25 protein-coding genes and 1 pseudogene are annotated in these 24,995 nt (G+C 72.0%); 12 read left to right on the forward strand and 14 right to left on the reverse strand.

What is annotated here, in order from left to right:
• Positions 1 to 12: 12 nt before the first annotated feature.
• The 8 genes and pseudogenes from FE251_RS11480 to FE251_RS11510 all read left to right on the forward strand — a co-directional run bounded on the left by FE251_RS11480 (position 13) and on the right by FE251_RS11510 (position 8,625).
• Positions 13 to 1,182, forward strand: coding sequence for an aminotransferase class I/II-fold pyridoxal phosphate-dependent enzyme (locus FE251_RS11480; protein WP_139948840.1), 1,170 nt, complete (start codon positions 13 to 15; stop codon positions 1,180 to 1,182).
• 5 nt (positions 1,183 to 1,187) lie between these two features.
• A pseudogene (locus FE251_RS16105) lies at positions 1,188 to 1,781 on the forward strand (sugar transferase); the annotation flags it as partial.
• The gene (locus FE251_RS16110; RefSeq protein ID WP_230976629.1) at positions 1,776 to 2,249 is read left to right on the forward strand and encodes a GNAT family N-acetyltransferase; all 474 of its coding nucleotides are present in this window, start codon (positions 1,776 to 1,778) and stop codon (positions 2,247 to 2,249) included. The pseudogene FE251_RS16105 and the gene FE251_RS16110, both read left to right, overlap by 6 nt.
• Entirely contained in the window at positions 2,246 to 3,310 is a 1,065-nt protein-coding gene (locus tag FE251_RS11490; RefSeq protein ID WP_139948841.1) for an ATP-grasp domain-containing protein, read from the forward strand. Before FE251_RS16110 ends, FE251_RS11490 begins: the two co-directional genes overlap by 4 nt.
• On the forward strand, positions 3,307 to 4,620 hold the full coding sequence (locus tag FE251_RS11495; RefSeq protein WP_139948842.1) for a phenylacetate--CoA ligase family protein: 1,314 nt from the start codon (positions 3,307 to 3,309) through the stop codon (positions 4,618 to 4,620). The genes FE251_RS11490 and FE251_RS11495 overlap by 4 nt, the downstream gene beginning before the upstream one ends.
• Positions 4,621 to 4,627: 7 nt before the next feature.
• Complete coding sequence (locus FE251_RS11500) at positions 4,628 to 5,797, forward strand: glycosyltransferase family 4 protein (protein WP_139071381.1); 1,170 nt, start codon at positions 4,628 to 4,630, stop codon at positions 5,795 to 5,797.
• Positions 5,798 to 5,840: 43 nt separating this feature from the next.
• Positions 5,841 to 7,037 (forward strand): lipopolysaccharide biosynthesis protein, encoded by a 1,197-nt coding sequence (locus tag FE251_RS11505; protein ID WP_139948843.1) that lies wholly within the window; start codon positions 5,841 to 5,843, stop codon positions 7,035 to 7,037.
• Between the two features lie 106 nt (positions 7,038 to 7,143).
• A complete protein-coding gene (locus tag FE251_RS11510) occupies positions 7,144 to 8,625 on the forward strand; it encodes a polysaccharide biosynthesis tyrosine autokinase (RefSeq protein WP_139948844.1) in 1,482 nt (493 codons plus the stop codon).
• Here FE251_RS11510 and FE251_RS11515 read toward each other — a convergent pair whose 3' ends face one another.
• The 4 genes from FE251_RS11515 to FE251_RS11530 form a co-directional block, all read right to left on the reverse strand.
• Positions 8,626 to 9,522 (reverse strand): beta propeller repeat protein, encoded by an 897-nt coding sequence (locus FE251_RS11515; RefSeq protein WP_139948845.1) that lies wholly within the window; start codon positions 9,520 to 9,522, stop codon positions 8,626 to 8,628. It lies immediately after the preceding gene.
• 43 nt (positions 9,523 to 9,565) lie between these two features.
• The gene (locus tag FE251_RS11520; RefSeq protein WP_139948846.1) at positions 9,566 to 10,063 is read right to left on the reverse strand and encodes a CAP domain-containing protein; all 498 of its coding nucleotides are present in this window, start codon (positions 10,061 to 10,063) and stop codon (positions 9,566 to 9,568) included.
• Positions 10,064 to 10,143: 80 nt separating this feature from the next.
• Positions 10,144 to 10,665 carry an LPXTG cell wall anchor domain-containing protein gene (locus tag FE251_RS11525; protein ID WP_139948847.1) on the reverse strand — a complete coding sequence of 174 codons (522 nt, stop codon included), beginning with the start codon at positions 10,663 to 10,665 and terminating at the stop codon, positions 10,144 to 10,146.
• Between the two features lie 70 nt (positions 10,666 to 10,735).
• Entirely contained in the window at positions 10,736 to 12,625 is a 1,890-nt protein-coding gene (locus FE251_RS11530) for a DUF4012 domain-containing protein (protein ID WP_139948848.1), read from the reverse strand.
• Between the two features lie 365 nt (positions 12,626 to 12,990).
• Between FE251_RS11530 and FE251_RS11535 the strand changes: the two genes are divergently transcribed.
• Positions 12,991 to 13,587 (forward strand): arsenate reductase/protein-tyrosine-phosphatase family protein, encoded by a 597-nt coding sequence (locus tag FE251_RS11535; RefSeq protein ID WP_139948849.1) that lies wholly within the window; start codon positions 12,991 to 12,993, stop codon positions 13,585 to 13,587.
• A 384-nt stretch (positions 13,588 to 13,971) separates the two neighbouring features.
• Here the strand turns inward: FE251_RS11535 and FE251_RS11540 are convergent, their stop codons facing one another.
• The 4 genes from FE251_RS11540 to FE251_RS11555 form a co-directional block, all read right to left on the reverse strand.
• Entirely contained in the window at positions 13,972 to 14,877 is a 906-nt protein-coding gene (locus FE251_RS11540; protein ID WP_139948850.1) for a DUF2971 domain-containing protein, read from the reverse strand.
• Between the two features lie 300 nt (positions 14,878 to 15,177).
• Positions 15,178 to 17,100, reverse strand: a complete 1,923-nt coding sequence (locus FE251_RS11545; protein ID WP_230976412.1) for a penicillin-binding transpeptidase domain-containing protein — start codon at positions 17,098 to 17,100, stop codon at positions 15,178 to 15,180.
• Between the two features lie 103 nt (positions 17,101 to 17,203).
• Positions 17,204 to 18,373, reverse strand: a complete 1,170-nt coding sequence (locus tag FE251_RS11550; RefSeq protein ID WP_139948852.1) for an epoxide hydrolase family protein — start codon at positions 18,371 to 18,373, stop codon at positions 17,204 to 17,206.
• Between the two features lie 181 nt (positions 18,374 to 18,554).
• Entirely contained in the window at positions 18,555 to 19,199 is a 645-nt protein-coding gene (locus FE251_RS11555) for a dihydrofolate reductase family protein (RefSeq protein ID WP_139948853.1), read from the reverse strand.
• Between the two features lie 247 nt (positions 19,200 to 19,446).
• Here FE251_RS11555 and FE251_RS11560 point away from each other — a divergent pair, with 247 nt between their 5' ends.
• Complete coding sequence (locus FE251_RS11560) at positions 19,447 to 19,887, forward strand: hypothetical protein (protein ID WP_139071397.1); 441 nt, start codon at positions 19,447 to 19,449, stop codon at positions 19,885 to 19,887.
• A 171-nt stretch (positions 19,888 to 20,058) separates the two neighbouring features.
• Here the strand turns inward: FE251_RS11560 and FE251_RS11565 are convergent, their stop codons facing one another.
• Positions 20,059 to 20,478, reverse strand: a complete 420-nt coding sequence (locus tag FE251_RS11565) for a VOC family protein (protein ID WP_139071398.1) — start codon at positions 20,476 to 20,478, stop codon at positions 20,059 to 20,061.
• A 63-nt stretch (positions 20,479 to 20,541) separates the two neighbouring features.
• A complete protein-coding gene (locus tag FE251_RS11570) occupies positions 20,542 to 21,171 on the reverse strand; it encodes a dihydrofolate reductase family protein (protein ID WP_139071399.1) in 630 nt (209 codons plus the stop codon).
• 85 nt (positions 21,172 to 21,256) lie between these two features.
• Between FE251_RS11570 and FE251_RS11575 the strand changes: the two genes are divergently transcribed.
• Positions 21,257 to 22,276, forward strand: a complete 1,020-nt coding sequence (locus tag FE251_RS11575; protein WP_139071400.1) for an LLM class flavin-dependent oxidoreductase — start codon at positions 21,257 to 21,259, stop codon at positions 22,274 to 22,276.
• Positions 22,273 to 22,626 (forward strand): nuclear transport factor 2 family protein, encoded by a 354-nt coding sequence (locus FE251_RS11580; RefSeq protein ID WP_139948855.1) that lies wholly within the window; start codon positions 22,273 to 22,275, stop codon positions 22,624 to 22,626. The genes FE251_RS11575 and FE251_RS11580 overlap by 4 nt, the downstream gene beginning before the upstream one ends.
• Positions 22,627 to 22,668: 42 nt before the next feature.
• Here FE251_RS11580 and FE251_RS11585 read toward each other — a convergent pair whose 3' ends face one another.
• The 4 genes from FE251_RS11585 to FE251_RS11600 are packed head-to-tail and all read right to left on the reverse strand — an operon-like array spanning position 22,669 to position 24,945.
• The gene (locus tag FE251_RS11585) at positions 22,669 to 23,427 is read right to left on the reverse strand and encodes an ABC transporter permease (RefSeq protein ID WP_139071402.1); all 759 of its coding nucleotides are present in this window, start codon (positions 23,425 to 23,427) and stop codon (positions 22,669 to 22,671) included.
• Positions 23,427 to 24,230 (reverse strand): ABC transporter ATP-binding protein, encoded by an 804-nt coding sequence (locus tag FE251_RS11590; RefSeq protein ID WP_139948856.1) that lies wholly within the window; start codon positions 24,228 to 24,230, stop codon positions 23,427 to 23,429. Before FE251_RS11590 ends, FE251_RS11585 begins: the two co-directional genes overlap by 1 nt.
• Positions 24,227 to 24,604, reverse strand: a complete 378-nt coding sequence (locus FE251_RS11595) for a DUF1048 domain-containing protein (RefSeq protein ID WP_139071404.1) — start codon at positions 24,602 to 24,604, stop codon at positions 24,227 to 24,229. Before FE251_RS11595 ends, FE251_RS11590 begins: the two co-directional genes overlap by 4 nt.
• Positions 24,601 to 24,945 (reverse strand): PadR family transcriptional regulator, encoded by a 345-nt coding sequence (locus FE251_RS11600; RefSeq protein WP_139071405.1) that lies wholly within the window; start codon positions 24,943 to 24,945, stop codon positions 24,601 to 24,603. The genes FE251_RS11595 and FE251_RS11600 overlap by 4 nt, the downstream gene beginning before the upstream one ends.
• Between the last annotated feature and the right edge of the window lie 50 nt (positions 24,946 to 24,995).

Consider the following 24,995-nt stretch of genomic DNA (forward strand, 5'->3'; position numbering starts at 1 on the left):
GGGACAGCCACGTTGACGGAGCGAATCCTGCTCTCCCCACCGGACACCGGCGCAGCGGAGGAGGTCGCCGTCATCAGGGCGCTGCGAGGCGGCTGGGTAGCGCCGCTGGGCCCCGAGGTCGACGCCTTCGAGAGCGAGATGGCCGCGTACACCGGCCGAAAGCACGCCGTCGCGCTGGCCTCCGGCACCGCAGCGCTCCACCTCGCCCTGCTCAACTACGGCGTCCGGCCCGGTGACCTCGTCCTGACCGCGACGATGACCTTCGCCGCGACGGCGAACGCCATCGCGTACACGGGGGCACAGCCGGTGTTCGTCGAGTGCGACGCCACCGGCAACATCGACGTCGACCTCCTTGACCACGCGCTCACCGACCTGCGGGAGCAGGGCCGGCGCGTTGCCGCGATCGTGCCCGTCGACCTCCTGGGCAAGGTCGCCGACTACGAGGGGATCGCCAGGATCGCGAACCGTGCGGCCATCCCCGTCATCGCCGACTCGGCGGAGTCACTCGGAGCCCACCGCGGCGGGCGCCCGGCCGGCAGCTTCGGAGACGCGGCCATCCTGTCGTTCAACGGCAACAAGGTGATGACCACCTCCGGCGGCGGCATGCTCCTCACCGACGACCCGGGTGTCGCAGAGCACACGCGCTACCTCGCCACGCAGGCGCGGCAGCCCGTCGTGCACTACGAGCACACGGACATCGGCTACAACTACCGCCTGTCCAACCTGCTCGCCGCGCTCGGCCGCGCCCAGCTCGACCGCCTCGATTCCATGATCGAGCGCCGCCGCGAGATCCGTCAGCACTACCGACGCTTCTTCGCCGACGTCCCGGGCGTCACCGTCTTCGGTGGCGAGGACGGCGCGGAGGACCGCGGGCAGACGCACGACAACTACTGGCTGAGCTCCATCCTCGTGGACCCCGCCGAGGCCGGGTGGACGGCGGACCAGCTCATCGCCCACCTCGCGGCGGCCGGCGTCGAGGCCCGGCCGCTGTGGAAGCCGATGCACCTCCAGCCCGTGTACCGCGACGCCCCCGCGTACACGAACGGCACCAGCGAGGACCTGTTCACCCGCGGGATCTCCCTGCCCAGCGGGTCCGCACACGACGAGGCCACCATCGCCCGTGTCCTCGACGCGGTCTCGGGCTTCCTCGGTGAGGCCCGCGCCGGCGAGACCGGCCGGTGAGCGCCATGAGGTACGACCGCGTCAAGCGTGCCCTCGACCTGGCTGTCGGTGGCGCAGCACTTGTCCTCAGCGCTCCGGTGCAGCTTGCCGTCGCCGCGCTGGTGCGCGTCAAGCTCGGCAGCCCCGTGCTCTTCCGCCAGGACCGTCCCGGCAAGGACGGCCGCGTCTTCCAGCTCGTGAAGTTCCGGACCATGCTCGAGCCGGATCCGGCCGGCGGCCTCATCACGAACGAGCAGCGCATCACCCCGTTCGGGCACCGGCTGCGTTCCACGAGCCTGGACGAGCTGCCCACCCTCCTCAACGTCGTCCGCGGGGACATGAGCCTCGTCGGCCCCCGGCCCCTGCGGACCACCTACCTCCCCCGCTACAGCCGCCGGCACGCCCGGCGCCACGACGTCCGGCCCGGCCTCACCGGCCTTGCGCAGGTGCGGGGACGGAACGCACTGACGTGGGAGGAGCGGCTCGACCTCGACATCGAGTACGTCGACTCCATGTCCCCGGCCCTCGACCTGTCCATCGTGCTGGCGACGATCAGGACCGTCTTCCAGCGCAGCGGCATCGCGGCGGAGGGTCAGGCGACGATGAGCGAGTTCATGGGTTCCGGCGAGCCCATCACCTGCGTGCCGCTCGTCGAGGAGCACCTCCCCGCCCGGGTCGAGTGGCTCAACGACCCACGGGTGCGCGCCGGGATCACCATCTCCTTCCAGGCGTCGCTCGAGGACACCGTCACGTGGTTCCGGAAGGCAGCCGAGGACGAGACCAGGGCCGACTTCGCCTGCGTCTCGCAGGACGGCTCGCCCGTGTCCATGTTCGGCATCACCGACATCGCCGACGGGAGTGCCGCCCTGTACCTCTACGTGGCACCCGACCTGCACGCGAAGGGCATCGGTCGTCTCACCATGGTCCACCTGCTCAAGGAGGCGCAGCGGCTCGGCCTCACCGAGGTGCGCCTCGAGGTCAAGGCCGAGAACACCTCGGCCGTCCGGCTGTACGAGCGCTTCGGCTTCCACGTGACCGGAGAGGTCCCGGGAGAGGCGAAGCTCAAGATGACGGCGGTCGTGCGATGAGGGACATCAAGATCGTCATCGGCTCGGCCGGCCGGCGCACCTACCTCGTCGGCTGGTTCATGGCGGCTCTCGCCGAGCTCGGCCTGCCCGGCGAGGTCATCGTGACGGAGAACGACGTGACCAGCCCGAGCTTCGGGCTCGCCCACCGCTCGGTGTGGATGCCGCCCTACGCTGACCCTGCGTACGCCGAGCAGATGCTCGAGCTGTTCACGGCCGAGCGGCCCGACCTCTTCGTCCCGCTCAACGACTTCGAGATCGACCTGCTGTCACGGGGCCTCGGCTCCCGGCTCGAGGAGTACTGCGACCACGTCTTGGTCCCCAGCCGCCAGGCGCAGCGGAACCTCTCGGACAAGCTGGCCATGAGCCAGTCCCTCGCCGCGGCGGGAGTGACGACCCCCCGCACGTGGCTGGCCGCCGAGCTCGACGAGCTGCGCGGCTCGGTCGACGACCCGGTGAGCGAGTACGTCGTCAAGCACCGCTTCGGCAGCGGCTCCTCCGGCCTGCGCTTCGCCACGCCGAGCCAGCTCGACTCCGCCGTCGCCGGGTCCCTCGCCGAGCTCCCGGCCCCCGACAACGACCCCGTCCCCGACCTGCCGCCAGCCGCTCGGGTCGTCGTCCAGCAGCGTGTGCCCGGCGACGAGTACGGCGTGGACGGGGTGTTCTCGCTGACCTCCCCCACCCCGGCGCTGACGGGCGTCCTCGCCCGCCGCAAGCTCCGGATGCGGGCCGGGGAGACCGACAAGGCCGTGACCGTCGACCCCGCCCCGTTCGTCGAGACGGTCACCCGCCTGGGCGATCTCATCGGTCCGCGCGGGCTCGTCGACATCGACATCATCCGCACCGCCGACGGCGCTCAGCACGTCATCGACATCAACCCCCGTTTCGGCGGCGGCTACCCGTTCTGCCACGCCGCCGGCGCGAATGTCCCCCTGTACATCCTCCAGTCCCTGCGCGGCGCCGCCGACCCCGCTCTGCTGGAGTACCGGACGGCGCTGACCGTGGCGAAGTACCAGGACGTGCGGGTCGTCGGCGAGCTGGACAACGTGGAGAAGGGCTCATGACGCTACCTGTCGCAGCACGACAGACCGCCTTCCGGCTCGTCGACACCGCCCGTGGCTCACGGACGAGGACGGCGGTCGAGGAGATCACCCGGACCCTGGCACGCCCCGGGGACCCCGCGAGCGCCGAGCTCCACGCCCGCCGGCTGCGCGGGATGCTCGTGCATGCGGCCACGACGGCCCGCGCCTTCGCCGGCTGCTCCCCCGACGACCTCGCCTCCTACCCGGTGACCGACAAGAACATCATCCGCGAGCGTCTCGACGACTACAGGTCCTCCGCGCACACCGACGGCAAGCTCCGCCGCGTGTCGACGAGCGGCTCGACCGGCACGCCCTTCGCCTCCTTCCAGGACCCTGGCAAGGTGGCGCGGAACTCGGCCGACACCATCGCCTTCGCCCGCCGGATCGGCTACGACGTCGGTGCGCCGGTGTACTACTTCACGGTCTGGCCGGCGAGGAGGGGCCTCGCCGCCGTCAAGCAGCGTCTCCAGAACCTCACCCCGGTCGACGTCACCCGCCTGGACGCCGACCAGGTCGCCCAGGTCGCCCGCCGCATGAGCCGGGCGGGTGACGGCGCGAACCTCATCGGCTACGCCTCCGCCATCGAGCAGTTCTGCGTCCTGGTGCGCGAGCAGGGCATCTCGCTGCCGTCCGGAGCGGTCAACTCGGTGCTGGCCACCTCGGAGGCCCCGAGCCCGGGCCTGGCCGCTCTCGTGGAGTCGGTGCTGAGGCGTCCGCTGAGCGTGCGGTACTCCAACATCGAGAACGGCATCCTCGCGCAGCGCCAGCCGGGGGCGTCCTCCTACCAGCTCAACACAGCCAGCTACCACGTCGAGCTCCTCGACCTGGACACCGACGGCCCAGCCGCCCCGGGAGAGCCCGGCCGGATCGTCGTCACCGACCTGTTCAACCGCGCCATGCCCTTCGTCCGGTACGACACCGGTGATGTCGGGTACTGGCACGTCGGCGCGGACGGGCAGGCGGACACCTCGAGGCTGGCCGGCATCGAGGGCAGGCGCTCGGACCTCATCTACGACGCCGACGACGCCCTGCTGTCGACCCACTTCGTCGCCAAGGTGATGAACGAGTACGTCGACGTCAGGCAGTACCAGCTCGTCCAGACCGGGCAGGGCGCCTACACCGTCCGCCTCAACGCCCCGCAGGACGTTGCGCGCGACGAGCGCATCGCCGCCGACTTCAGGCGTGAGCTCGGCAGCGGTGCCCAGCTCACGATCGAGCACACCGACGAGATCCCCCTCCTCGCGTCCGGCAAGAGACGCAGGATCATCAGCAACTGGTCCCCGGACAGGTGAGGACGCCGTGAAGATCACGTACATCCACCAGCACTACTCCCAGCTCCCCGCCGAGGGCGGCCTGAGCCGGCCGTGGCAGTTCGCCCGTCGGCTGGCCGCCGACGGCCACGAGGTGACGCTCATCGCCGGTTCCCGCCAGGCCCGGACGACGTACGTCGAGGGCGTGCGCATCGTCCACGTCCGTGCCCCGTACGCGAACGCTGCCGGCCCGGTGAAGCGGATCGTCGCCTTCCTGCTCTTCGTCCTGCGGGCGACCCTGCTCGCCGTGCGGACCCCGGCCGACGTCGTCTTCGCCAGCAGCACCCCGCTCACGGTGGCGGTGCCCGGCATGATCGGTGCGCTCACCAACAGGGCGCGCTTCGTCTTCGAGGTCCGCGACCTGTGGCCCACCGTCCCGATCGAGCTCGGCGTCCTCACCAACCCGGTGCTCAAGGCCCTCGCGCGTGGGCTCGAACGGCTCACCTACCGCCGGGCGGACACCGTCATCGCCCTCTCGGACGACATGGCCGCCGGGGTGCGGAGCGTCAACGGTACGGTGCCCGTCGTCGTCATCCCCAACGCGAGCGACTTCTCCCTCTTCCCCGATCCCTCGGAGACGCCGGAGATCCGCGCGGAGCAGGGCTGGGAGCCGGAGGAGACGGTCCTGGTCTACGCCGGGAGCTTCGGCCGCATCTACAACCTCGGCTGGGTGGTGGACCTCGCGGCCGCGCTGCGCTCCCAGGGCGTGCGCGTGGTGATGTACGGGAACGGCGGCACGATGCCCGCACTGCGGCAGCGTGCCACGAAGCACGGCCTCGACGTCGACTCCCTGCTCCCCGGCCGTGTCCGGCGCCAGGACCTCGCCCGCGTCCTGTCGGCGGCGGATGCCACCATCTCCAGCGTGCTGCGTCTCACGTGCCTCGAGCCGGCATCGATCAACAAGGTCTTCGAGTCGATGGCGGCGCAGAAGCCCGTGCTCTTCAACCACGACGGCTGGCTCACCGAGCTCATGACCGAGCACCGTGCCGGCTGGAGGCTCGACGACGACCCGGCCAAGGCGGCGCTCCAGGTCCAGGACATCCTGGCGCGCCCCGAGCAGCTCCGCGAGGCCGGCGAGCGCAGCGCCGAGCTCGGGCGCGAGCGCTTCGACCGCGACAAGCTCTACGTCGGCTTCCGCGCGGCGGTGGTCGGCGCGTGAGCCCGTCGTCACCTTCGGCGCGCGGTCCTCGGTGGATCGCCCGGTGAGCCGCCGGTTCACCCATCCCGCCTACGCCCTGCTCGCGGGGCAGGTGGTCACCGCGGGCGTCGCCTTCGCCATCAACTTCCTCTCCTCGAGCGTGATGCCGCCGGACCAGCGCGGCACCCTGGCCTTCTTCATCCAGCTGTCCTACATCGCGACCACTCTCGGGCTCCTGGGCGTCGAGCGGCCCTACGTGGCCGAACGGACGGGGGTCTCCTTCCCCACCGCCGTGAGGGAGCTCGGCCGGCTGACGAGGTCGGTGTGGGTCGGGGCCGCGCTCCTGGTGGTCGCCGCCTTCGTCACCGGGTGGGTCTCGGGCTGGTTCCTGGCACTCCTGCTCGCGATGTCGGCCACCTACGTCGTCTCCAACGCCGCTGTGCGCAGGGTCCGGATCGCCTACGTCGTCAGCCGTGACCGCCGGACCTTCGTCACGAACACCATCGCGGTGCAGTGCGGGCTGCTCGGGCTGGGGGTCGTGCTCTACCTCCTCGACGTGAGCTCGCCGGCCGCCTGGCTGGGCGCCTACGCCCTGAGCAGCGCCGCGGCGATGGTGACGAGCGCCCGCGCACGCCGTCGGTCGCGCGAGGAGCACGTGTCCACGAGCCAGCTGGCGCGTGTCCGGCGCGAGGGGCTCAGGCTCATCCCCGCCTCGCTGGGCAACACCGCGCTCCTCCGCTCGGACCGTCTGATGATGCCTTTCCTCTCGTCGGCTGCGGAGCTGGGCATCTACGTCACCGTCGCGACGGTGATGGAGGTCGGTGCCTGGCCGATCCAGCAGTGGGTGGACGCCTCCCTGGGGCGGCTGCGCTCACGCGCCGCCGGCAGCAACCGAGGCCTCGTCATCAAGCTCTTCCTCGGGGTGGTGAGCCTCACCGTCGTCATCGGCGTGCTCGCCTACTTCGCGATCAGTCTGCTCCTGCCCGAGGAGTACCACCGGTCGCTGGAGCTCATCCCGATCCTCGGCGCGGGCACCGTCGTCTACGCGATGACGCGCCTCCAGCACGGCTGGCTGATCGCCGAGGGCCGTCCAGGCCTCGTGTCCGTCGCCGAGACGGTCGGGCTCGTGGCCTCCGCCGTCCTCTACGTCGGGCTCATCCCGCCCTTCGGGGCGATGGGTGCGGCGATCGGCTCCGGCATCGGGCACTGCATCCTGTTCGGCACGACCTGGGCGCTGCGGCGCCGCGCCAACAGGGCGTAGGTGCGGGGGCTGGCGGCGACCAGCCCTCGACCGTTCGGCGGCCGGCCGCCTGGAAGTGATGTGGGAGGATGACCCGGGCATGACCAATGGACTTTCAGGGGGATGAATGGAACTGCGCGACTACCTGCACGTGCTTCGCACCCGATGGTTGTCCATCGTCACGGTTGCGCTGGTCACCCTGGCAGCGACAGCGGCAGCGACGTTGCTGACGACGCCGGAGTACACGTCATCGACGCGCATGTTCTTCGCGGTGCAGGGCGGTGAGACGGTCTCGGACCTCGCTCAGGGCTCGACCTTCACCGAGAAGCAGATGTCCTCCTACGCGGAGGTCGCCAAGTCCCCGATCGTCCTCGACCCCGTCGCCGAGGCCTTCGGCCTCGAGCAGGACTCCCGCAGCCTGGCGTCGGCCCTTGACGTCACCGTCGCGGCCGACACCACGATCCTCGTCATCTCGGCGACCGACGAGGACCCGGTGCTGGCTCGCGACCTGGCCAACGCCGTCGCCGACGAGCTCACGTCCACCGTCGGCGGCCTCTCCCCCGAGCGGCCCGACGGCACCGAGACGGTCCGCGCCACGATGCTCAGCGAGGCGCAGGTCCCCCAGTCCCCGTCGTCGCCCAACACGATGCGCAACCTCGCGCTCGGCCTCGTCCTCGGCCTGCTGCTCGGTGTCGGCGTCGCGCTGCTGCGGCAGGTGCTCGACACGAAGGTCCGCGACGAGAACGACATCGCCGCCGTCACCGACGCGAGCCCGCTCGCCATCGTGCCGATCGACACCGCAGCGACCGACCATCCCGTCTTCATGCATGACGACTCCATGGGCATGCGCGCCGAGGCGATCCGCCGGCTCCGGACGAACCTCCAGTTCGTCGACTTCGGGGACCGGCCGAGCTCGATAGTCGTCACCTCCTCCGTCCCGGCCGAGGGCAAGACGACCACGGCGATCAACCTCGCCGCCTCGCTCGCCGACGCCGGCGCGCGGGTGGTGCTCGTCGACGCCGATCTCCGCCGCCCGACCGTGGCCAAGTACATGGGCTTCGAGGGACGCGTCGGCCTCACCACCGTCCTCATCGGCCGAGCCAACGTCGAGGACGTCGTCCAGCCCTGGCAGGGCTCCTCCCTCGACATCCTGCCCTCCGGTCAGATCCCGCCGAACCCGAGCGAGCTGCTCGGCTCGCGGGCCATGACGCGCCTGCTCGAGGAGCTCACCAGCACGTACGACGTCGTCATCCTCGACAGCCCGCCGCTCCTGCCGGTCACCGACGCCGCTGTCCTCAGCAAGCTCGCCGGTGGCACCCTCGTCGTCGCCGGCGCGGACCGCCTGCAGAAGCAGCAGCTGCGGGCCTCGCTCGAGGCACTGACCAAGGTCGACGCCCACGTCCTCGGGATCGTGCTCAACAAGGCGCAGCGCAAGGAGCGCGACCGGTACGCCTACGAGTACTACAGCAGCCAGGACCCCACGCTCACCGGGACCCGCTCGTCCTCGCGCAAAGCGCGTGGCGCTCGACAGGTCACCGAGCCCGAGCCTGCCGTCGCGAACCGGTCCACGTGGCCCGGCGAGCGGATGTCCGCCACTCCTCGCCGCTGATCACGGCGTGACGGTGACCTCGTCACCGGTCCACACCCACACCCGTCCACCTGCCGCGGACACGGCAAGATCCTCACCGCTGGGGGCCACCACGCCGCTGCACGTCGGCTCCTCCCCTGCGCTGCCGTCAGGACGGATAAGGGCGACGGCGAGGGTGTCCGCGCACGCCTCCCAGGCACCGGCCACCACGTAGCCCTCGTCGGTCAGACCGACAGCCCGCGCCCGGACGTCGGGGGTGTGCCGCGTCCACGTCGCCCCGCCGTCGGCCGTGAGTGCGAGGCTGACGTCGGCGCACAGGACGGCGGCGTGCGCCGTGTCGAGCGCGGCGAGCTGGACCGCCTCGCAGGGTGTCTCCACCGTTCCCGCAGGCGCCCCCATGAGATCGGTGTCGCCCGGCACGAGGTACCAGGAGCCGTCGAGGTACTGGTCGTTCGCCGTCCAGGAGGCTCCGGCGGTCGAGGAGGAGAGGTACGTGGGCGCGCAGCCCGCTCCCCCACCGATGACGGAGAGCGACTCGGGCCCCAGGGCGCGCAGTCGGCTCACCGGAGCGAGGTCGACGGGCAGCTCCTGCCACGTCAGCCCGCCGTCCACGCTGCGCTCCACCGTCCCGGCCTCGCCGCAGGATCCCGCCGTCGCCCGCCACGCCGTCGTGCCGTCGACGTTGACGAGCAGCCGCCCCGACCGGGCGAGCCGCTCCACCTCAGCGAGGCCGTCGGTCTCCTGCTTCGTCGGCGGCGTGGTCGCCTCCACGCCGGGGGTCACCGTCGCAGGTCTGTCCGCGGCGTCGACGACGGGAGTGGTCGGGCGGGTCACCAGCAGGGCGACGAGCACGACGTTGAGCAGGACGAGGGCGCCGAGGCCCGCCACGGGGAGTCGGCGGCTGGAGCGCGATGCCATCTGCGGTCACCTCATGGGAGTTCGGAGCACGGCCGTGCTCGGGTCAGGGTCCGAGGAAGAGCTGGGAGCACAGCAGTCGCGCGCCGTCGGGGACGCACCCGATCCCGATCTCGGTGAGGGCCGGGTCGAGGAGGTTCGCCCGGTGACCGGAGGAGTCCAGCCACGCCGCGACGACGTCGGCGGGTTCCGCGGTGCTGTTGACGAGGTTCTCGGCCGCGGTGGTGAACGGCGCGCACTCCTGGATCACCGGCCCCAGCGGTGCATGGACGAGCTCCTCCTGCCCGACGAGGTCCGTCGCGCGAGCCACGGCCGCCTGCCGGGCGCAGTCGGATGCCGCGAGCGGCTGGAGGCCCTCGGCGTAACGGGTCTCGTTGGTGAGCTCGACGAGCTCGGCCGCATACCCCGAGGGGTCCTCCGGTGTCGCGCCGGGGGGCGCCGCGGGCTCGGGGTGGGCGGCACCGGCGCCGCAGGCGCCGAGCGCGGCCGCGACCACACCGAGACAGCCGGCCAGCCGCAGTGCGCCGACACTTCTGCCCATCATCCTTCGCTCCCGGGTGGGCGAGAGGGCCCCGGCGACGAGTCGCCGGGGCCCTCTCGGACGTTCGTTGACGTCGGCAGACGTCAGGCAGAGACCTTCATGCGGCGGGTGAAGTAGATGGCCGCGGCGCCGACGAGCAGCAGCAGCGCGCCGCCGATGATCAGCGGGGTGGCCGTCGCACCCGTCTCGGGAAGGCCGGCGGCCCCACCGTCGGTGGTGACGGGCGCGCCCGAGCCGTCACCCACGACGACAGTGATGGTGTCGAGGACGTTGCCCTCGGCATCCGTGGCGACCAGGTCGTAGGCCCCCTCCTCGAGCAGAGTCACGCTGAAGACGGCCTGGCCGTCGACAGCGGTCTTCGTCAGCGCCTTGGTCCCGGCGATGAGAATGTCGTCGTCCCCCACGTTCGCGTCGTCCGAGGTGACGGTCAGCGTGACGTCAGTCCCGCTGGGTGCAGTGACCGTGACCGTGAAGGCCTCGCCCGGGGCCGGGTTGGTCGTGGACACTGTGACGTCGAAGTCGTCCTCCGAGTAGCCGAGAGCGGCACTCGGTGCGAGGACGAGCAGCGCCGCGGCGAACACCGCGACGATGGCACGTCGAATCATGAGCAGTTCCCCCAAGTTGGTCCCGAAGGACCATAGTTGTGATCGGTTCCGAACAGGCTAACGGCTCGAATCAGCATGTCAACGCGGCGGAGACGAACATCTCGTTACCCGGACCGGGGGTCGTCCGCAGGATCGGGTCGCCCGTGAGGCCCGTCCCGGTGGTGATGTCGATCTCCGTCGTCACGGACTGTCCCGGGCTCAGGTGCACCCGGCGCCCGACCACGACCTGGTCGTCGTGGACCTGTGGGAGGACCTCGACCTCGCCGGCCGGGTCGCGCACGCCCGTGATGCGCCCGCCCGTGGGCGCGTAGACGAGCAGGTTCGAGCGCATGTCACCCTGCGGGACGACGCGACCCAGACCGACGAGCGAGGCCGGGAGCGTAGCCGCGCCGTCGGGCACCTCGGACGTGAGCGTGACCGAGACCGTGAGGTCCTGAGCGCCGTTCGCGTGGCACTGCTCCGCGACGACCTCGACCTCCATGCGTTGGTAGTACGCGATCTTCGCGGCGCTGAGGTCGTTGACGTACACGCCGACGACGGGTGAGCCGTCGCCGTCGTCGCCGCGGAGCTCGCCGCTGAGGACGGTGCCGCTGAGCAGCGCCTGCTCCGGCTCGTGGGCGGACCACACGTGGATCCTGCCCTCGTCAGCGGCCTCGACGAGGGCGGCGACCGTCGCGGTGGGGTCGGCGCCGCCGGTCATCGCGCGGGAGAAGACCTGGGCGGCCGCGAGCTCGAAGAACGCGTCCTGGGCGGCGGGCTCCGCGATCTCGCGGTAGACGCCGTTGAGCATGAGGTCCGCAGCGTTGTCCGCGGTCAGCTGCGAGCCCTCCCCGAGAAATCCGGCTGGAGCGCCGACCGCCCACAGGGCCTCCTGCGGGACGTCGATCGGGCCGGTGGCCGAGAGCATGGACCCGAGGGCCACCGGGTCCAGCGAGAGGACTCCGTCGACCTCGCCCCCGACGCGCTCCGTCCACATCGCGCGGATGAGCTCGGCGCTGCGCGGGAAGTCCGGCGTGGCGGTGACGTTCCCCGGGTAGCGCCCCAGCTGCGTCCCGAACAGGGCGACCTCGGCGTCGCTGAGCTCGACGACGGGCTCGGGGAAGGAGCCGATGTCACCGGCGGAGAGCTGCTCGACGAGGTCGACGGCGCCGTCGTCGGCCCGCAGGTGGAGGAAGGCACCGGTGAGCCCGCCGGTGGACCGGGGCTCGGCGTTGTTCTGCACCATGAGGACGTAGTCCCGCGGCTCGTCGGCACCGAGCATCGGCGGGACGAGCTGGACGGCACGGGACGCCGACGCCGTGAGGCTCGCGACGTCGTCGACCTGGCCGGTGAGGTCCGCGAGCGGGCCGCGCATCAGCTCGAGGACCTCCTCGGGGTCGATGGTCGCGAGACGCTCACGGGCGTCGTCGACAGCCTCGTCCGCGGCGACCACCTGCGGCGCGACCTCGACGAACGGCGCGAGGTCGATCCGACCGTCCTGCGGTGCCAGGCGCGCCGGGTCGACGACGCCCGCCGCGGAGACGAGCTGGGGCAGCACGTCACCGGCGAGGTCGTCGACCACCTCGGTGGCCGTCCGTGCCGCGGCGACGTTCGGGCCGAGGTACGGCACGTGCGCGGCCAGCGACCAGTGCGGCCCGGAGACGGCGTCCCGGGCAGCCCCGGCGTGCTCCCGCAGCTCCTCCGCCGTGGCCGCGGCGGCGTCGGTCTGCCCGCTGAGCGCCTGCTCGCGCAGCTGGGTGACGAGCGGGATCGCGGCGCGCAGATCGGCCTGCGCCGCCCGGGCCTGCACGGCGAACAGGACCATGAGACCGAGGAGCGCGAGCAGGAGCAGCGTGATGAGCAGCGCCAGGACCGTGCGGCCACGGCCTGATCGACGTCGACGGCGGGGACGCTCGCCGTGGTCGCTCGGGCGGGGGGCGGACGTGTCGTCCTCGAGCCAGCTGGGGAAGGTGTCCGTCACGCGGCCATTCCACCACGGGGCACTCCGACCGGACAGCCCTTTCCAGGGCTCCCCGGCTCAGCCGACGACGGTGCGGAACGACCTCGTCAGCCGCTCCGCGTAGCTTCTCCTCCGCCTCGGCGAGGACCCTGCCGTGGACGAGCGCGACCGGCGCGAGCTGCGCGATGAGCGGCTCAGTCCGGACCCCGGCCACGTACCTCTCCGGTGACGAGCCACGGTTCGGCTCCCACCCGGCTGAGGTGCGCGCGCCGGGAGAGCTGACGCGGAATCCACACCCGCGAGCCCCCGCGCCGGGACTCCTGACCTCCCGCGCGCCGGGTTAGGCTCGGGCCCGGGAACGTTCGGAGGAGAAGGGGGAGGACCCGATGGCCTACCGCTCGGGCGAGGACTACACGATCCTCGTCGTGTGCACCGGGAACGTGTGCCGCTCCCCCGCGATCGAGCGCCTCCTGCGCTCCGCGTTCGTCGCCGGCAGCGGGATCGACGTGCACAGCGCGGGCACCGGGGCGCTTGTCGGCGAGCCGGTCCAGCCGCCCATGGTCAAGCTCCTCCAGCGGCACGGCGTCACGGCCGACGGGTTCGCCGCGCGCGCCCTCACCGAGCCGATGGTCAGCGGGGCCGACCTCGTCCTCACCGCCACCCGCGCCCACCGTGCCGACGTCGTCGAGCGGGTGCCGGCGGCCGTGCGGCGCACGTTCACCGTGCGCGAGCTCGCCCGGATGGCGGAAGCGGTCGACCCCGCCGAGCTCGACGCCGCCGCTGGAGCGGACGCCCGGCCCGCCGAGCGCCTCGCCGCGCTCGTGCCGCTGGCCTCCCGCCAGCGCGCGCAGGTCCCGGCCGAGCTCGACGACGTCGTCGACCCCTACCGGCGGTCCGAGGAGGTCTACGAGGAGTCGTTCGGGCAGCTGCTCCAGGCCGTGCGCACCATCGCGCGGACGGTGCTGGGTGTGCGCGCGGGCTAGCGTCCGGGTCGCTAGTCCAGTCTGGCCTGGCCTGGCCAGCGTGGCCCAGGCGGAGCAGCGCGTGCTGCTGCGAAGCCGCCTAGGCCGTATCCACCACCTACCGGCCAGGGCGCTGGCCAGGCACACTCATGGCCCTGTCGGCGGATCTTGCGCGAATCCGGAATTAACGCCGAGAGGCATTCCGGCCTTATCCCAGAGCAACGCTGCAAATCGGGCGCACCTCGATATCGGCAAGCCTCATCCACGCTGATGAGCCTTACACCTCCCAGACTCAAAACCCGTAACCGATTCACTCAAATCTTCGGCACATCTAGACAACCCCTGACTCGCGGAGCCCCACCACTCCAAATGAGCGAGCACAGAAGCTACATGGCTGGACCACTTCTACCGAGTCGCCCAGCGGCTATAGCGAACCAGTGAGCCGCTCGTCGCGACAGATCCCGGTCGACGATACGTCGCGTCCGCCTTATCCGGATCCACGTCCGCCTTGCGTAGCAAGAACTCTACGCCCTGACCGCGTTCGATCTGGTTCGGCTCTGGTCCAATCCAGACGGACTCTATCACCCTTTCGATCGGCCAGTTTCGATGGTGATCACCATCGCGGCCCCACAACTGCAGGTCAAGGTACGGATACGGCCCGTACAACGACGGTCGCACGCGCAACTCTTCCACATTCCCCTCCCCACACATTGTGTGATGGACATCGACGAGGCGCCACTCCCGCTCATCAGACCACCCACTCTCCTTCAAGGTAGCCGCCTGCACGAACATTCCGCCCGGACTCCACTCTGGTTCGCGGAGGGGTGCACTTGTGCCACTGTCCTCGTGGCTAGCCACGCGCTTCTTTAGTTGGCGAATCTCGGCTAGAAACTCGTCCGGATTATAACGAACACGCTTAAGAATGGGATGCCGCGGAGGTTTGGAGCCAACAACGACTGCAGCCTCCAGGGCCGACCTACGGAAGCCAATCGCATAACCGCCACCAACGCTCGACGCATAACCACGCCACAGCGGCAATGAGTCTTCACGTTCAGTGAAGCACGCTACGAATATTCGGTCAAAGTCGTCGTTCTCATTCACCTTACCAAGCAATCCTTCACCGTACAGATCCTCACTTAAAACTCGCCGCACCCCCTCCAGGCCAACCTCAACTTCATTTCGGTCATTGAGGCGCCCCACGTACGAGGCACGGACGACACCACTGGTCAAGATCCCAATCAAGCCTTCAAGCGTTGTGTAGTGATACAGCACTTGGGCCCCACCTTCAGACTCCCGCAATTGATGGTCCATGAGCCGAGTGTGCCAGGCGACTCGACAGGCGTCTGGCAGATGAGGTCCTACGGGGCGCCAATGAGATGGCCGCGGTCAGTTCCACGCTGTCCGCGACTACACGAAAGACGTCACGCGGGCCGACTATCTGCTGACCCCGAAGCAATGTCATACGCCAGCGAGGGCGCCACCTTCTTGCAACTCACCAATTCTCTGCCGGCGTCCGGCGTCACCTCGGGAACGCGGAACGGCGTGCAAGGCACCGCTGGCAGCGCCGAGCAGTGCGCCAACCGCATCCCCGACTTGCCCGGCCCGCACGCCTCAGCGCGCCGCCACCTGCCGCAGGAAGTCCTCGACGATCCCGCCCGCGGCGATCGAGCCGTGGCCACCGCCCTGGACGAGGGCGGCGACGGCGAGGTCGCCCTGGGTGGCGATCATCCACGAGTCCACCCGGTAGGAGTCCCCCGCCCCCACCTCGGCCGAGCCGGTCTTCGCGTGGACCGGCTCCCCGGGCACGTCGACGAGCAGAATCCCGGTGCCCTCCTCGACCACCGCGCGCATGTAGCGCGACAGCACCTCGGCCTCCTCCGCGGTGAGCGGCACGGCCGGGGCCGTGGCGGCAGCGCCGTCGGCGACCTCCTCCGGCCCGAGGACCAGGCGGGGCGTCACCGCCGCGCCGGCCCGCACCGAGGCCGCGACCGTGGCCATGGTGAGCGGGGAGGCGAGCACCTCCCCCTGCCCGATGAACGCGGCGGCGAGCTCGGTCTCGGTCGTCTCGGTCGGCACGGAGCCGGTGAACGCGCCCCAGCCGGTCTCCAGCTGCTGCCCGAGGCCGAGGGCCGCGGCGGCGTCGGCGAGGTCCTGCGCGCTCACGGCGTCCCGCGCGTTGATGAGCGCGGTGTTGCACGACTGCGCGATCGCGTCGGTCATCGCGATATCCCCGAGGTGGGTGGCCGGGTAGTCGGGGTAGTTGGTGATGCCGTAGCCCGCGACCGTGACGTCCGGGGTGCAGGAGACGACGTCGTCGGGCCCCACGCCGGCACGCAGCAGCGCGAGCGCCGTCACCACCTTGAACGAGGACCCCGGCGCGAGCGTCGCGAGGGCGGCGAGGTTCTGCCCCTCGGTGCCCGCACTGTTCGCCACGGCGAGCACCTCGCCGGTCGAGGGGCGGATGGCGACGAGCCCGGCCGGGGCCTCGGTCCCGGCGAGCGCCTCCTCCGCGGAGGTCTGCACCGCGGTGTCGAGCGAGAGCTGGACGTCGGCGCCGTCGACCGGCTCCCGGGCGAACACCTCCGACTCGGCCCCGCCGGCGGCGGTGCGGACGACGGCGAGGCCCGAGGTGCCGCGCAGCTGCGCGTCGAAGGTGCGCTGCAGCCCGGAGAGCCCGACGACGTCCCCCGCCTGGACGGCGCCCTCGGACTCCTCGACGATCTCGGCGGTCGCCTCCCCTGCCCGGCCGAGCAGCGGGCGGGCCCAGGCGGACGTGGGCGCGAGCGGCAGCTCGTCCGGCACCGCGACGGCGCCGGGCACGCCCTCGAGCGCGGCGAGGTCGACGTCCTGCGAGCCCTCGCGCACGGTGATGATCTCGACGAACGCCCGCGGTCCGGCGGCGAGGACCCGCTCGGCGTAGCCGGCGGTGTCCTCGAGCCCGACGACCTCCGCGAGGGCGACGGCGCCGGCGCGGACGTCGTCGTCGCTCGCCCCCTCGGGGAAGCGGGTCTTGTCGATCCCGACCCGCCGGACCGGCCGGTCGGTGACGATCGGGGTGCCCGCGCCGTCGAGGATGTCCCCGCGCTCGGGCACCGTGCGGGCGAGGCTGAGCGTGGCGCCCCCGCCGAGTCCCTCGGCGAGCACGCGCTCGTCGTACTCGGGGGTCCACGCGCCCTCGTCGTCCTCGTGGAGGCGGGCGCGGGTCTCGTAGGTCCAGTCGCTCTCGCCGTCGGCGTCGAGGTCCCAGGCCCAGCCGAGGGTGACGTCGGCGGTGCGCGGCCCGTCCTCGCCGGTCGTCTGCGGCTCCCCGACGGCGACGACGTCGACCACGCGCGGGAGGTCGACGAGGTTGGTGAGCGGGACGGCGAGGTCGGTGCTCCCCCACGTGCCCGACTCCAGCGTCGTCGCCAGCCGCGCGGCTGCCGCGGCGACCCGCTCCGTGGGGTCCTCCTCCGCGCTGCACGCTCCGAGGGCGCCGGAGGCGACGAGAAGGAGGGCGGTCGGGGCTGCGGCGTGGCGGATGCTCCAGGTCACAGGCCGAAAGTCTGGCACGGAGGAGCCGCAGGTCGAGGTCATTTCGGGGTGCCCCCCGTCCTGCGCGTCGGCCGGGGGCCAAGGCGGACGCCCGAGAGGGTGGTCAGCGGACGTGGCGGTAGAACGCCCGCAGGTCCTCCACGAGCAGCTCGGGCACCTCGAGGGCCGGGAAGTGCCCGCCGCGCTCGTGCTCGGCCCAGTACCGGAGGTCCGGGAAGCGGCGCTCGGTCCAGCGTCGGGAGGGCCGGGGAACCTCCGCCCCGAAGACCGAGGCCCCTGCGGGCACCCGGACCACCGGCTCGTCCTGCCCGCCGAGCCAGCCGGCCACCTGCCCGATGCTCTCCGCGTAGAGCCGGGCCGAGGAGGCTGCGGTACGGGTGAACCAGTACAGGCTCACCTGGTCCAGGACCTGGTCGTCGGTGAGTCCGGGCGGGCCCGTCCAGGCGAGGAGCTTCTCCCCGAGCCAGGCGCACAGGCCGGCCGGTGAGTCGGTGAGCGCGTAGCCGACCGTCTGCGGCGCGGTCCGGTGCACCTCGGAGTACGCCGACGACTCCCGCCCCCGCTGCGCCAGCTCGGCGAGCGCCGCCCGCTCCTCGGGGCTGGGCGGACCGCCGTCGGGTCGGGGGCCGGCGAGCGGTGGCACGAGGTGGACCCCGGCGACGTGCGCCGGGTCGAGCACGCCGAGCGTCGCCGACACGCTCGTCCCCCAGTCGCTGCCCGCGGCGCCGTACCGGTCGTACCCGAGCAGCGCCATGAGCCGTGCCCAGGCGCGCGCGACGCGCTCGATCCCCCAGCCGCGCGTCGTCGGCCTGCCGCTGAACCCGTACCCGGGCAGCGAGGGGATGACGACGTCGAACGCGTCCTCGGCCCGGCCACCGTGCGCCGGCGGGTCGGTGAGCGGCCCGACGAGCGACAGCAGCTCGAGCACCGAGCCGGGCCAGCCGTGGGTGAGGACCAGCGGGAAGGCGCCGGGGTGCGGCGAACGTGCGTGCAGCAGATGAAGATCGAGCCCGTCGACGGTGACGAGGTACTGCGGGACCGCGTCGAGCCGCGCCTCGGTGGCCCGCCAGTCGTAGCCCTCGGCCCAGCGCCGGCACAGCCGCTGCACGACCTCGAGCGGGATCCCCTGCTCCCAGCCGGGCGCCGGCGCGGCCTCGGGCCAGCGGGTGCGCCGTAGTCGGTCGCGCAGGTCGGCGAGCTCCGCCTCGGGCACCGCGACCCGGAACGGGCGCAGGCCGGGCAGGTCACCGGTCACCGGCACCTGCTCGACCATGCGGGCACCGTAGTCCCCACCGGCCGGCCCCGCCCGCGTCGGGACGCGCACCCTCGAGCGAGCCGGGCGCGTCCGGGCCCCGGCCGCGGGGTGCCACCCCGCGACCGGGGCCCGAGCAGGTCGTCCGTGATCGAGAGTTCAACCAGAGCACCACTCCCCCCTCTTCCGCCGGCAGGTCCGGTCAGACGTCGAGCGCGACGGTCTCCCGCCCGTCCTCGACGGAGAAGGCGCCTCTGGTGAACGGCGTGGGGCGCAGCACCCGGTAGACGGCGCCGGACCCGAGCACCTGCGTCTCCACGACGTCGAAGCTGGAGGCCGTCGCCCCGTCCCGGAAGATCCGCTTCCCCTCGCCCACGACCACCGGGAACTCGATGATCCGGTACTCGTCGACCAGGCCCGCCTCGTGCAGCGCCTGGACGAGCCGCCACGACCCGTGGACCTGCAGCTCTCCCCCGGGCCGGTTCGTGAGCTCCCGGACCCGGCCTGCGACGTCGTCGGCGATGACGCTCACCGTGTTGGCCCAGGACGGGGCGGTGACCGTCATCGAGACGAGGTGCTTGGGGCTGCCGTTGAGCACGGCGGCGACGGCGTCGTCCGGGTCGGTGACCTGCGGCCAGTACCCCGCCATGAGGTCGTAGGTGGTGCGGCCGAAGAGCAGCTCGGTGGTCCGCGCGAACCAGCTGTCCACGACCCGGCCGAAGTCCTCCTCCATGAACGGGACGACCCATCCGCCGCGGTCGAACCCGCCGCTCGGGTCCTCCTCCGGGGAGCCGGGCCCCTGCATGACGCCGTCGAGGCTGGCGAAGGTGTGGACGGTGAGCTTCATGGTAGGTCCTTTCGGGCACATCGGACACGTCGCCATTACCCGACCGCGCTCCCGGCGAGAACTCATCGCCCCTCCGGCCGGCGCCGTCCGGAATCTGCCACCAAGTCCGCGACACGCCCGCGACACGCCGCGCACTGCCGCCCCGGAGGCCTCCTCGACGGGACTTCGTGGCAGGTTCTGACGCCCACCACCCACGCATCGACCCGTTCCCGCCCGGCCGGCCGCGCTCGTCACTACGCTCGGCGGGATGATCGCTGAGCTGGACTACGACATGATGGGCACCCGCCTGCGACAGATCGGCGAGCACCGCATCGACTACGCCCTGTTCGGCTCCCTGCCCGTCTCGCTCGGGTACCTCATGCTCGACTACGACAGGGTCGGTCACCGGCTGCGCCAGGTGGGCGACCACCGCATCGAGTACGACGTCCTGGGCACCCGGCCCTCCCACGTCGGCGAGCACGAGATCGAGTACGACCTCGTCGGCATGCGGCTGCGCCGTATCGGGGACGTGCCGGTCGAGTACGACATGGCTGGGATGCGGGTCCACCGCATCGGCCCCTTCACGGTCGAGTACGACCGCATGGGCTCCCGCCCGGCCTGCCTCGTGCCCGACGGTGACGAGCAGCTCGACGAGTGGATGTGCATCGTCGCGTTCCTCGTCCTCGAGGCCTTCGCGCCGGAGTCCTGAGAGCCGCCGACGCCGGTCCCGGCAGTCGGGGTGGCGCGCCGAACCTGCCCACAAGTCCTCGCGCCCCGGCCCGGGAAGCGCCGTCCAGCGGCGTGTCGCGCGCGTGTCGCGGACGTGGTGGCAGGTTCCGGTCGCCGTGAGCGGCCCGGACCGGCCGGGCGGGCCGCGGCCTCACTCCCTCGCTCGTCGTCCGACGACCTCGAGGTAGTGCGGGTTGTGCATGACGCCGAGGACGTTCCCGAACGGGTCGACGAACGATGCCGTGGTGAACCCCTGGGCGCGCGGGGTGACCGGCTCGTACTCGGTCGCCCCCATCGCGAGCAGGCGCTGCGCCGTCCCGGGCAGGTCGTCGACGTGCCAGAACACCACGGCTCCACCAGGCGGGTTGGACGCCCCGGCGGGCGCGTACCGGCGGTCGATGAACCCGAGCTCGTCCTCGTCGTCGCCGACCCGGAACTCCACGTACGCGGGCTCGGCCGGCGGGGGTGGGTAGGCGTAGTACGGCTGTACGCCGAACAGCTCGGCGTACCAGGCGACGGCCTCGGCCAGGTCGTCGGCGTAGAAGCTGGTCGTGGCGAACCCTCGAAACATCGGTGCTCCCCCTTCTCGGGCGGCCGGTGGGTCCGGCCACGATGAGACCATCACAGGACGCGGTCAGGGACTGGCCGCAACCTCTCGTACGGGCCGGTACCAGGACACGACCACGCCGGAGGACAGGGCGCGGGACCTGGTGAGGCGGAGGTCGGACGGCGCGAAGCCGTCGGAGAACAGCCGCTTCCCCGTGCCCAGGACGACGGGGTAGCGCGCGAGCCGGTACTCGTCGACCAGCCCGTGCGCGGCCAGCGTCCGCACCAGGCGCGTGCTGCCCCAGACCCGGACCTCGCCGTCCACCTCCTCCCGCACCCGGCGGACCGCGCCCGGCACGTCCTGCCCGAGGAGGTGGGACCCGGCCCAGCCGAGCCGCGTCAGCGTCCGCGAGGCGACGTACTTCGGCACCCGGTTGTAGCGCCGCGTCAGCTCGCCCTGGAAGCCTGGGGCGTTCTCGTCCCACACCCCCCACGAGCCGGCGAAGATCTCGTACGTCCGCCGCCCCAGCAGGAGCGCCCCGGTCCTGCCCTCCCACTCCCGGACGAGACCACCCATCTCCGTGCCGCCGTGCTCGGTGTCGTACCTCGCCTGCCATCCTCCGTGCGGGAACCCGCCGTCGGTGTCCTCCTCCGGCCCGCCTCCTGCCTGGACGACGCCGTCGAGCGTCACGAACGCCTGCACCACGATCAAACCCACCCGGTTCTCCCTTCCTCCCCCTGCCGACCCTGCCAGGACGGCGAACTCATCGGAATACGCCGGAGGCGACCGTGTTGTCCCCGGAATGAAGAACATCGGCTTCCTGTCCTTCGGCCACTGGGCTCCCTCGCCGCAGTCGCAGGTGCGCTCCGCACGCGACGCGCTCGTGCAGTCGATCGAGCTCGCGGTCGCGGCCGAGGAGCTCGGGGCCGACGGCGCCTACTTCCGCGTCCACCACTTCGCCCGCCAGCTCGCCTCGCCGTTCCCGCTGCTCGCCGCGATCGGCGCCCGCACGAGCCGCATCGAGATCGGCACCGGCGTCATCGACATGCGCTACGAGAACCCGCTGTACTTCGCCGAGGACGCCGGCGCCGCCGACCTCATCTCCGGCGGGCGGCTCCAGCTCGGCGTCAGCCGCGGCTCACCGGAGCAGGTGGTCCGCGGCTACGAGTACTTCGGCAACGTCCCCGACGCCGGCACCTCCGACGCCGACATGGCCCGCTCCCGCACGCTGCGCCTCCTCGAGGTGCTCGACGGCGAGGGCTTCGCCGAGCCGAACCCGCGCCCGATGTTCCCCAACCCGCCCGGGCTGCTGCGCGTCGAGCCGCACTCCCCCGGGCTGCGTCGGCGGGTCTGGTGGGGCGCGGGGTCGCGGGCCACCGCGGAGTGGGCGGCCGAGCACGGGATGAACCTCATGAGCTCCACCCTGCTCACCGAGGACACCGGGATCCCCTTCCACCTGCTGCAGGCCGAGCAGATCCAGCGCTACCGCGACGCCTGGCGCGCTGCGGGCCACGACTGGGAGCCGCGCGTCTCGGTGAGCCGCTCGATCTTCCCGCTCGTCACCGACCAGGACCGCGAGCTCTTCTGGCGCGACACGCACTCCACCGACCAGGTCGGCCGGCTCGAGGGCGGGCTCGCCCGCTTCGGCAGGTCCTACGCGGGCGAGCCGGACCGGCTGGTGGAGGAGCTCGCGGCCGACGAGGCGGTGGCCGCGGCGGACACCCTGCTGCTCACGGTGCCGAACATGCTCGGCGTGGACTACAACGCCCACGTCGTCGAGGCGGTCCTCACCCACCTCGCGCCGGCTCTGGGGTGGCGATGACCGACCTCGCCGCAGCGGCGTGGGCAGGTGAGGAGTTGCTGCTGAGCCCGGCCGTGCGCGCGGACCGCTCGCGCCTGGAGCCGCTGCTCTCCGCGGACTTCACCGAGATCGGGCAGTCGGGCAGGTGGTGGGGCCGGGAGGAGATCCTCGCCGAGCTCACCGGCGAGTCGCTGCCGCCCGGGCCCGCGACGCTCACCGAGCGAGCGGCACGCGAGGTCGGGCCCGGCACGCTCCTCCTCACCTACCGGCTCGACCTCGGCACCGGCGCGAGCCGCCGCTCCTCGCTGTGGTGCGAGGAGGACGGCGCCGTGCGGTGCGTCTTCCACCAGGGCACGCCGCTCCCGGGCTGAGCGGCGCCGCCGCCGAGCCCCCGCCGCCCGGCAGGGGGTCGGTCAGCGCGCCTTGCGGCGATCCAGGACGACGGCCGCGGCGTAGCCGAGGAGCAGGACCGCGGCGAGCCACGCGAGAGCGACCCAGATGTCCGTCCCCACGGGCGTCCCGGCGAACAGGGAGCGCAGCGTGTCGACGACCGGCGTCACCGGCTGGTGCTCGGCGAACCACGCGACCGGTCCCGGCATGCCGTCGGTCGGGACGAAGGCCGAGCTGAGGAACGGCAGGAAGATCAGCGGGTAGCCGAACGCACCCGCGCCGTCGACCGTCCTGGCACTGAGCCCGGCGACCACCGCGAGCCAGGTGAGGGCGAGGGTGAAGAGCGTGAGGATCCCGACGACGGCGAGCCAGGCACCCACGGACGCCCCGGTGCGGAAGCCGATGAGGAACGCGACGCCGACGACGAGCGCCACCGAGACGGCGTTCGCAACCAGCGACGTGAGGACGTGGGCCCACAGCACGGCGGGCCGGGCGACCGGCATCGACCGGAAGCGGTCGACGATCCCGCCCGCGAGGTCGAGGAACAGCCGGTAGGACGTGTAGGCGACGCCCGAGGCGATGGTGATGAGCAGGATGCCCGGCAGGAGGTAGTCGACGTACCGGCCGCCGGTGTCGATGGCGCTGCCGAGGACGTAGACGAAGAGCAGCATGATCGCGACAGGCGTGATCGCCGTCGTGATGATCGTGTCCGGGCTGCGCAGGACGTGGCGCAGCGAGCGCCCGGTGAGGGCGCGGGTGTCCGCGAGGGCGTGGGTGGCCATCACCGGTCCCTCCTCACCGACACACCGCTGGCGTCCTCGGCGGGCTCCCCGACCAGGACGAGGAAGACCTCCTCGAGGGTGGGCTGCTTCTCCACGTACTCCACGGTCGCCGGCGGCAGGAGCGCCTTCAGCTCGGCGAGCGTGCCGTGCTGGACGATCGTGCCCCCGTGGAGGATCGCGATCCGGTCGGCGAGCTGCTCGGCCTCCTCGAGGTACTGCGTGGTGAGGAGGACGGTGGTGCCGGCGTCGGCCAGCCGCTTGACGGTCCGCCACACCTCGGCGCGCCCCTGCGGGTCCAGGCCCGTGGTCGGCTCGTCGAGGAAGACGACGGGCGGGTCGCCGACGAGGCTCATCGCGATGTCGAGGCGGCGGCGCATGCCGCCGGAGTACTCCCCCGCCCGGCGCCCGCCGGCGTCGGTGAGGGACATGCGGTCGAGCAGCTCGTCGGCGACGGCTCCGGGGTTCGGCAGGTGGCGCAGCCGCGCGACGAGCACGAGGTTCTCCCGCCCGGTGAGCACGTCGTCGACGGCGGCGAACTGGCCGGTGAGGCTGATCGACTCGCGGACAGCGGCGGGCTCGGCGAGGACGTCGTGCCCGTGGACGACGGCGCTGCCCGCGTCCGGTCGCGTGAGCGTGGAGAGGATCCGCACGAGCGTCGTCTTGCCGGCGCCGTTGGAGCCGAGGAGGGCGAGGATGCTGCCCGCCGCGACGTCGAGGTCGACGCCGCGCAGGACGTCGAGCCCCTTGAAGGACTTCCTGATCCCGCGCACCCGGACGGCGGGCTCGCGGGTGGTCGTGGTCATGCGTCCGTCCCCTTCTCCTGGGCGGTGGCGCCCTCGATCGCCCTCGTGAGGCGGGCGCGCTCCTTGTCGAGCCACTGCTTGCCGACGTAGGCCTGGGCGAACGTCTCGGCGAAGTCGACCGGGTCCTCCCCGACGATGTCGCGGACCGGCGTGCCGTCGACGGCGGCGCGCTCCCAGAGGTCGGCGAGGTCGGTGACCATCGTCGTGAGCGCGTCAGCGGCGGTGACGGCCCCGTAGTACATGAGGTACCGGTGCATCGCCCGGGCAGCGGTGCGCTGCGGCTCGGGCAGCCCGTCGATGCGGGCCTTGTCCTGCCGGTACTGCCTCTTCTCCTCCAGCGAGCCCGTGAGGGCCTCGTACCACTTTCCTGTCATCGTGCTCCCCCTTCGTGCGTGTCGTCGTCGAGCTGGGCGATGCGCTCGGCGAGGAACCTCCAGGTGGCCCAGAACTCCGCGAGCCGGGTGCGGCCGGCGGCGTTGAGCGAGTAGACCTTGCGGGGCGGGCCCTTCTCGGACGGGACCTTCTCCACCTCGACGAGGCCGCGCTGCTCGATGCGCACGAGCAGGGCGTAGACGGTGCCCTCGGCGATCTCGGCGAAGCCGCGGTCGCGCAGGCCCGTGGTGATCTCGTACCCGTAGGCGGACCGCTCGTCGAGCATCGCGAGGACGATCCCCTCAAGGGTCCCCTTGAGCATCTCCGTCAGCTGGCTGGCCACGCGACCACCTCTACCTAGTAACGCTGGGTACTGGTAGACAGTAACGCTAG

The organism is Georgenia wutianyii, assembly GCF_006349365.1.
Lineage (GTDB): Bacteria > Actinomycetota > Actinomycetes > Actinomycetales > Actinomycetaceae > Oceanitalea > Oceanitalea wutianyii.

Bases quoted from the DNA above. Each gene is read 5' to 3' on its own strand.
- FE251_RS16110 (WP_230976629.1), top strand. From the start codon at position 1,776: ATGGGTTCCGGCGAGCCCATCACCTGCGTGCCGCTCGTCGAGGAGCAC.
- FE251_RS11490 (WP_139948841.1), top strand. From the start codon at position 2,246: ATGAGGGACATCAAGATCGTCATCGGCTCGGCCGGCCGGCGCACCTAC.
- FE251_RS11495 (WP_139948842.1), top strand. From the start codon at position 3,307: ATGACGCTACCTGTCGCAGCACGACAGACCGCCTTCCGGCTCGTCGAC.
- FE251_RS11510 (WP_139948844.1), top strand. From the start codon at position 7,144: ATGGAACTGCGCGACTACCTGCACGTGCTTCGCACCCGATGGTTGTCC.
- FE251_RS11515 (WP_139948845.1), bottom strand. From the start codon at position 9,522: ATGGCATCGCGCTCCAGCCGCCGACTCCCCGTGGCGGGCCTCGGCGCC.
- FE251_RS11520 (WP_139948846.1), bottom strand. From the start codon at position 10,063: ATGATGGGCAGAAGTGTCGGCGCACTGCGGCTGGCCGGCTGTCTCGGT.
- FE251_RS11525 (WP_139948847.1), bottom strand. From the start codon at position 10,665: ATGATTCGACGTGCCATCGTCGCGGTGTTCGCCGCGGCGCTGCTCGTC.
- FE251_RS11535 (WP_139948849.1), top strand. From the start codon at position 12,991: ATGGCCTACCGCTCGGGCGAGGACTACACGATCCTCGTCGTGTGCACC.
- FE251_RS11540 (WP_139948850.1), bottom strand. From the start codon at position 14,877: ATGGACCATCAATTGCGGGAGTCTGAAGGTGGGGCCCAAGTGCTGTAT.
- FE251_RS11550 (WP_139948852.1), bottom strand. From the start codon at position 18,373: ATGGTCGAGCAGGTGCCGGTGACCGGTGACCTGCCCGGCCTGCGCCCG.
- FE251_RS11555 (WP_139948853.1), bottom strand. From the start codon at position 19,199: ATGAAGCTCACCGTCCACACCTTCGCCAGCCTCGACGGCGTCATGCAG.
- FE251_RS11560 (WP_139071397.1), top strand. From the start codon at position 19,447: ATGATCGCTGAGCTGGACTACGACATGATGGGCACCCGCCTGCGACAG.
- FE251_RS11565 (WP_139071398.1), bottom strand. From the start codon at position 20,478: ATGTTTCGAGGGTTCGCCACGACCAGCTTCTACGCCGACGACCTGGCC.
- FE251_RS11575 (WP_139071400.1), top strand. From the start codon at position 21,257: ATGAAGAACATCGGCTTCCTGTCCTTCGGCCACTGGGCTCCCTCGCCG.
- FE251_RS11580 (WP_139948855.1), top strand. From the start codon at position 22,273: ATGACCGACCTCGCCGCAGCGGCGTGGGCAGGTGAGGAGTTGCTGCTG.
- FE251_RS11585 (WP_139071402.1), bottom strand. From the start codon at position 23,427: ATGGCCACCCACGCCCTCGCGGACACCCGCGCCCTCACCGGGCGCTCG.
- FE251_RS11590 (WP_139948856.1), bottom strand. From the start codon at position 24,230: ATGACCACGACCACCCGCGAGCCCGCCGTCCGGGTGCGCGGGATCAGG.
- FE251_RS11595 (WP_139071404.1), bottom strand. From the start codon at position 24,604: ATGACAGGAAAGTGGTACGAGGCCCTCACGGGCTCGCTGGAGGAGAAG.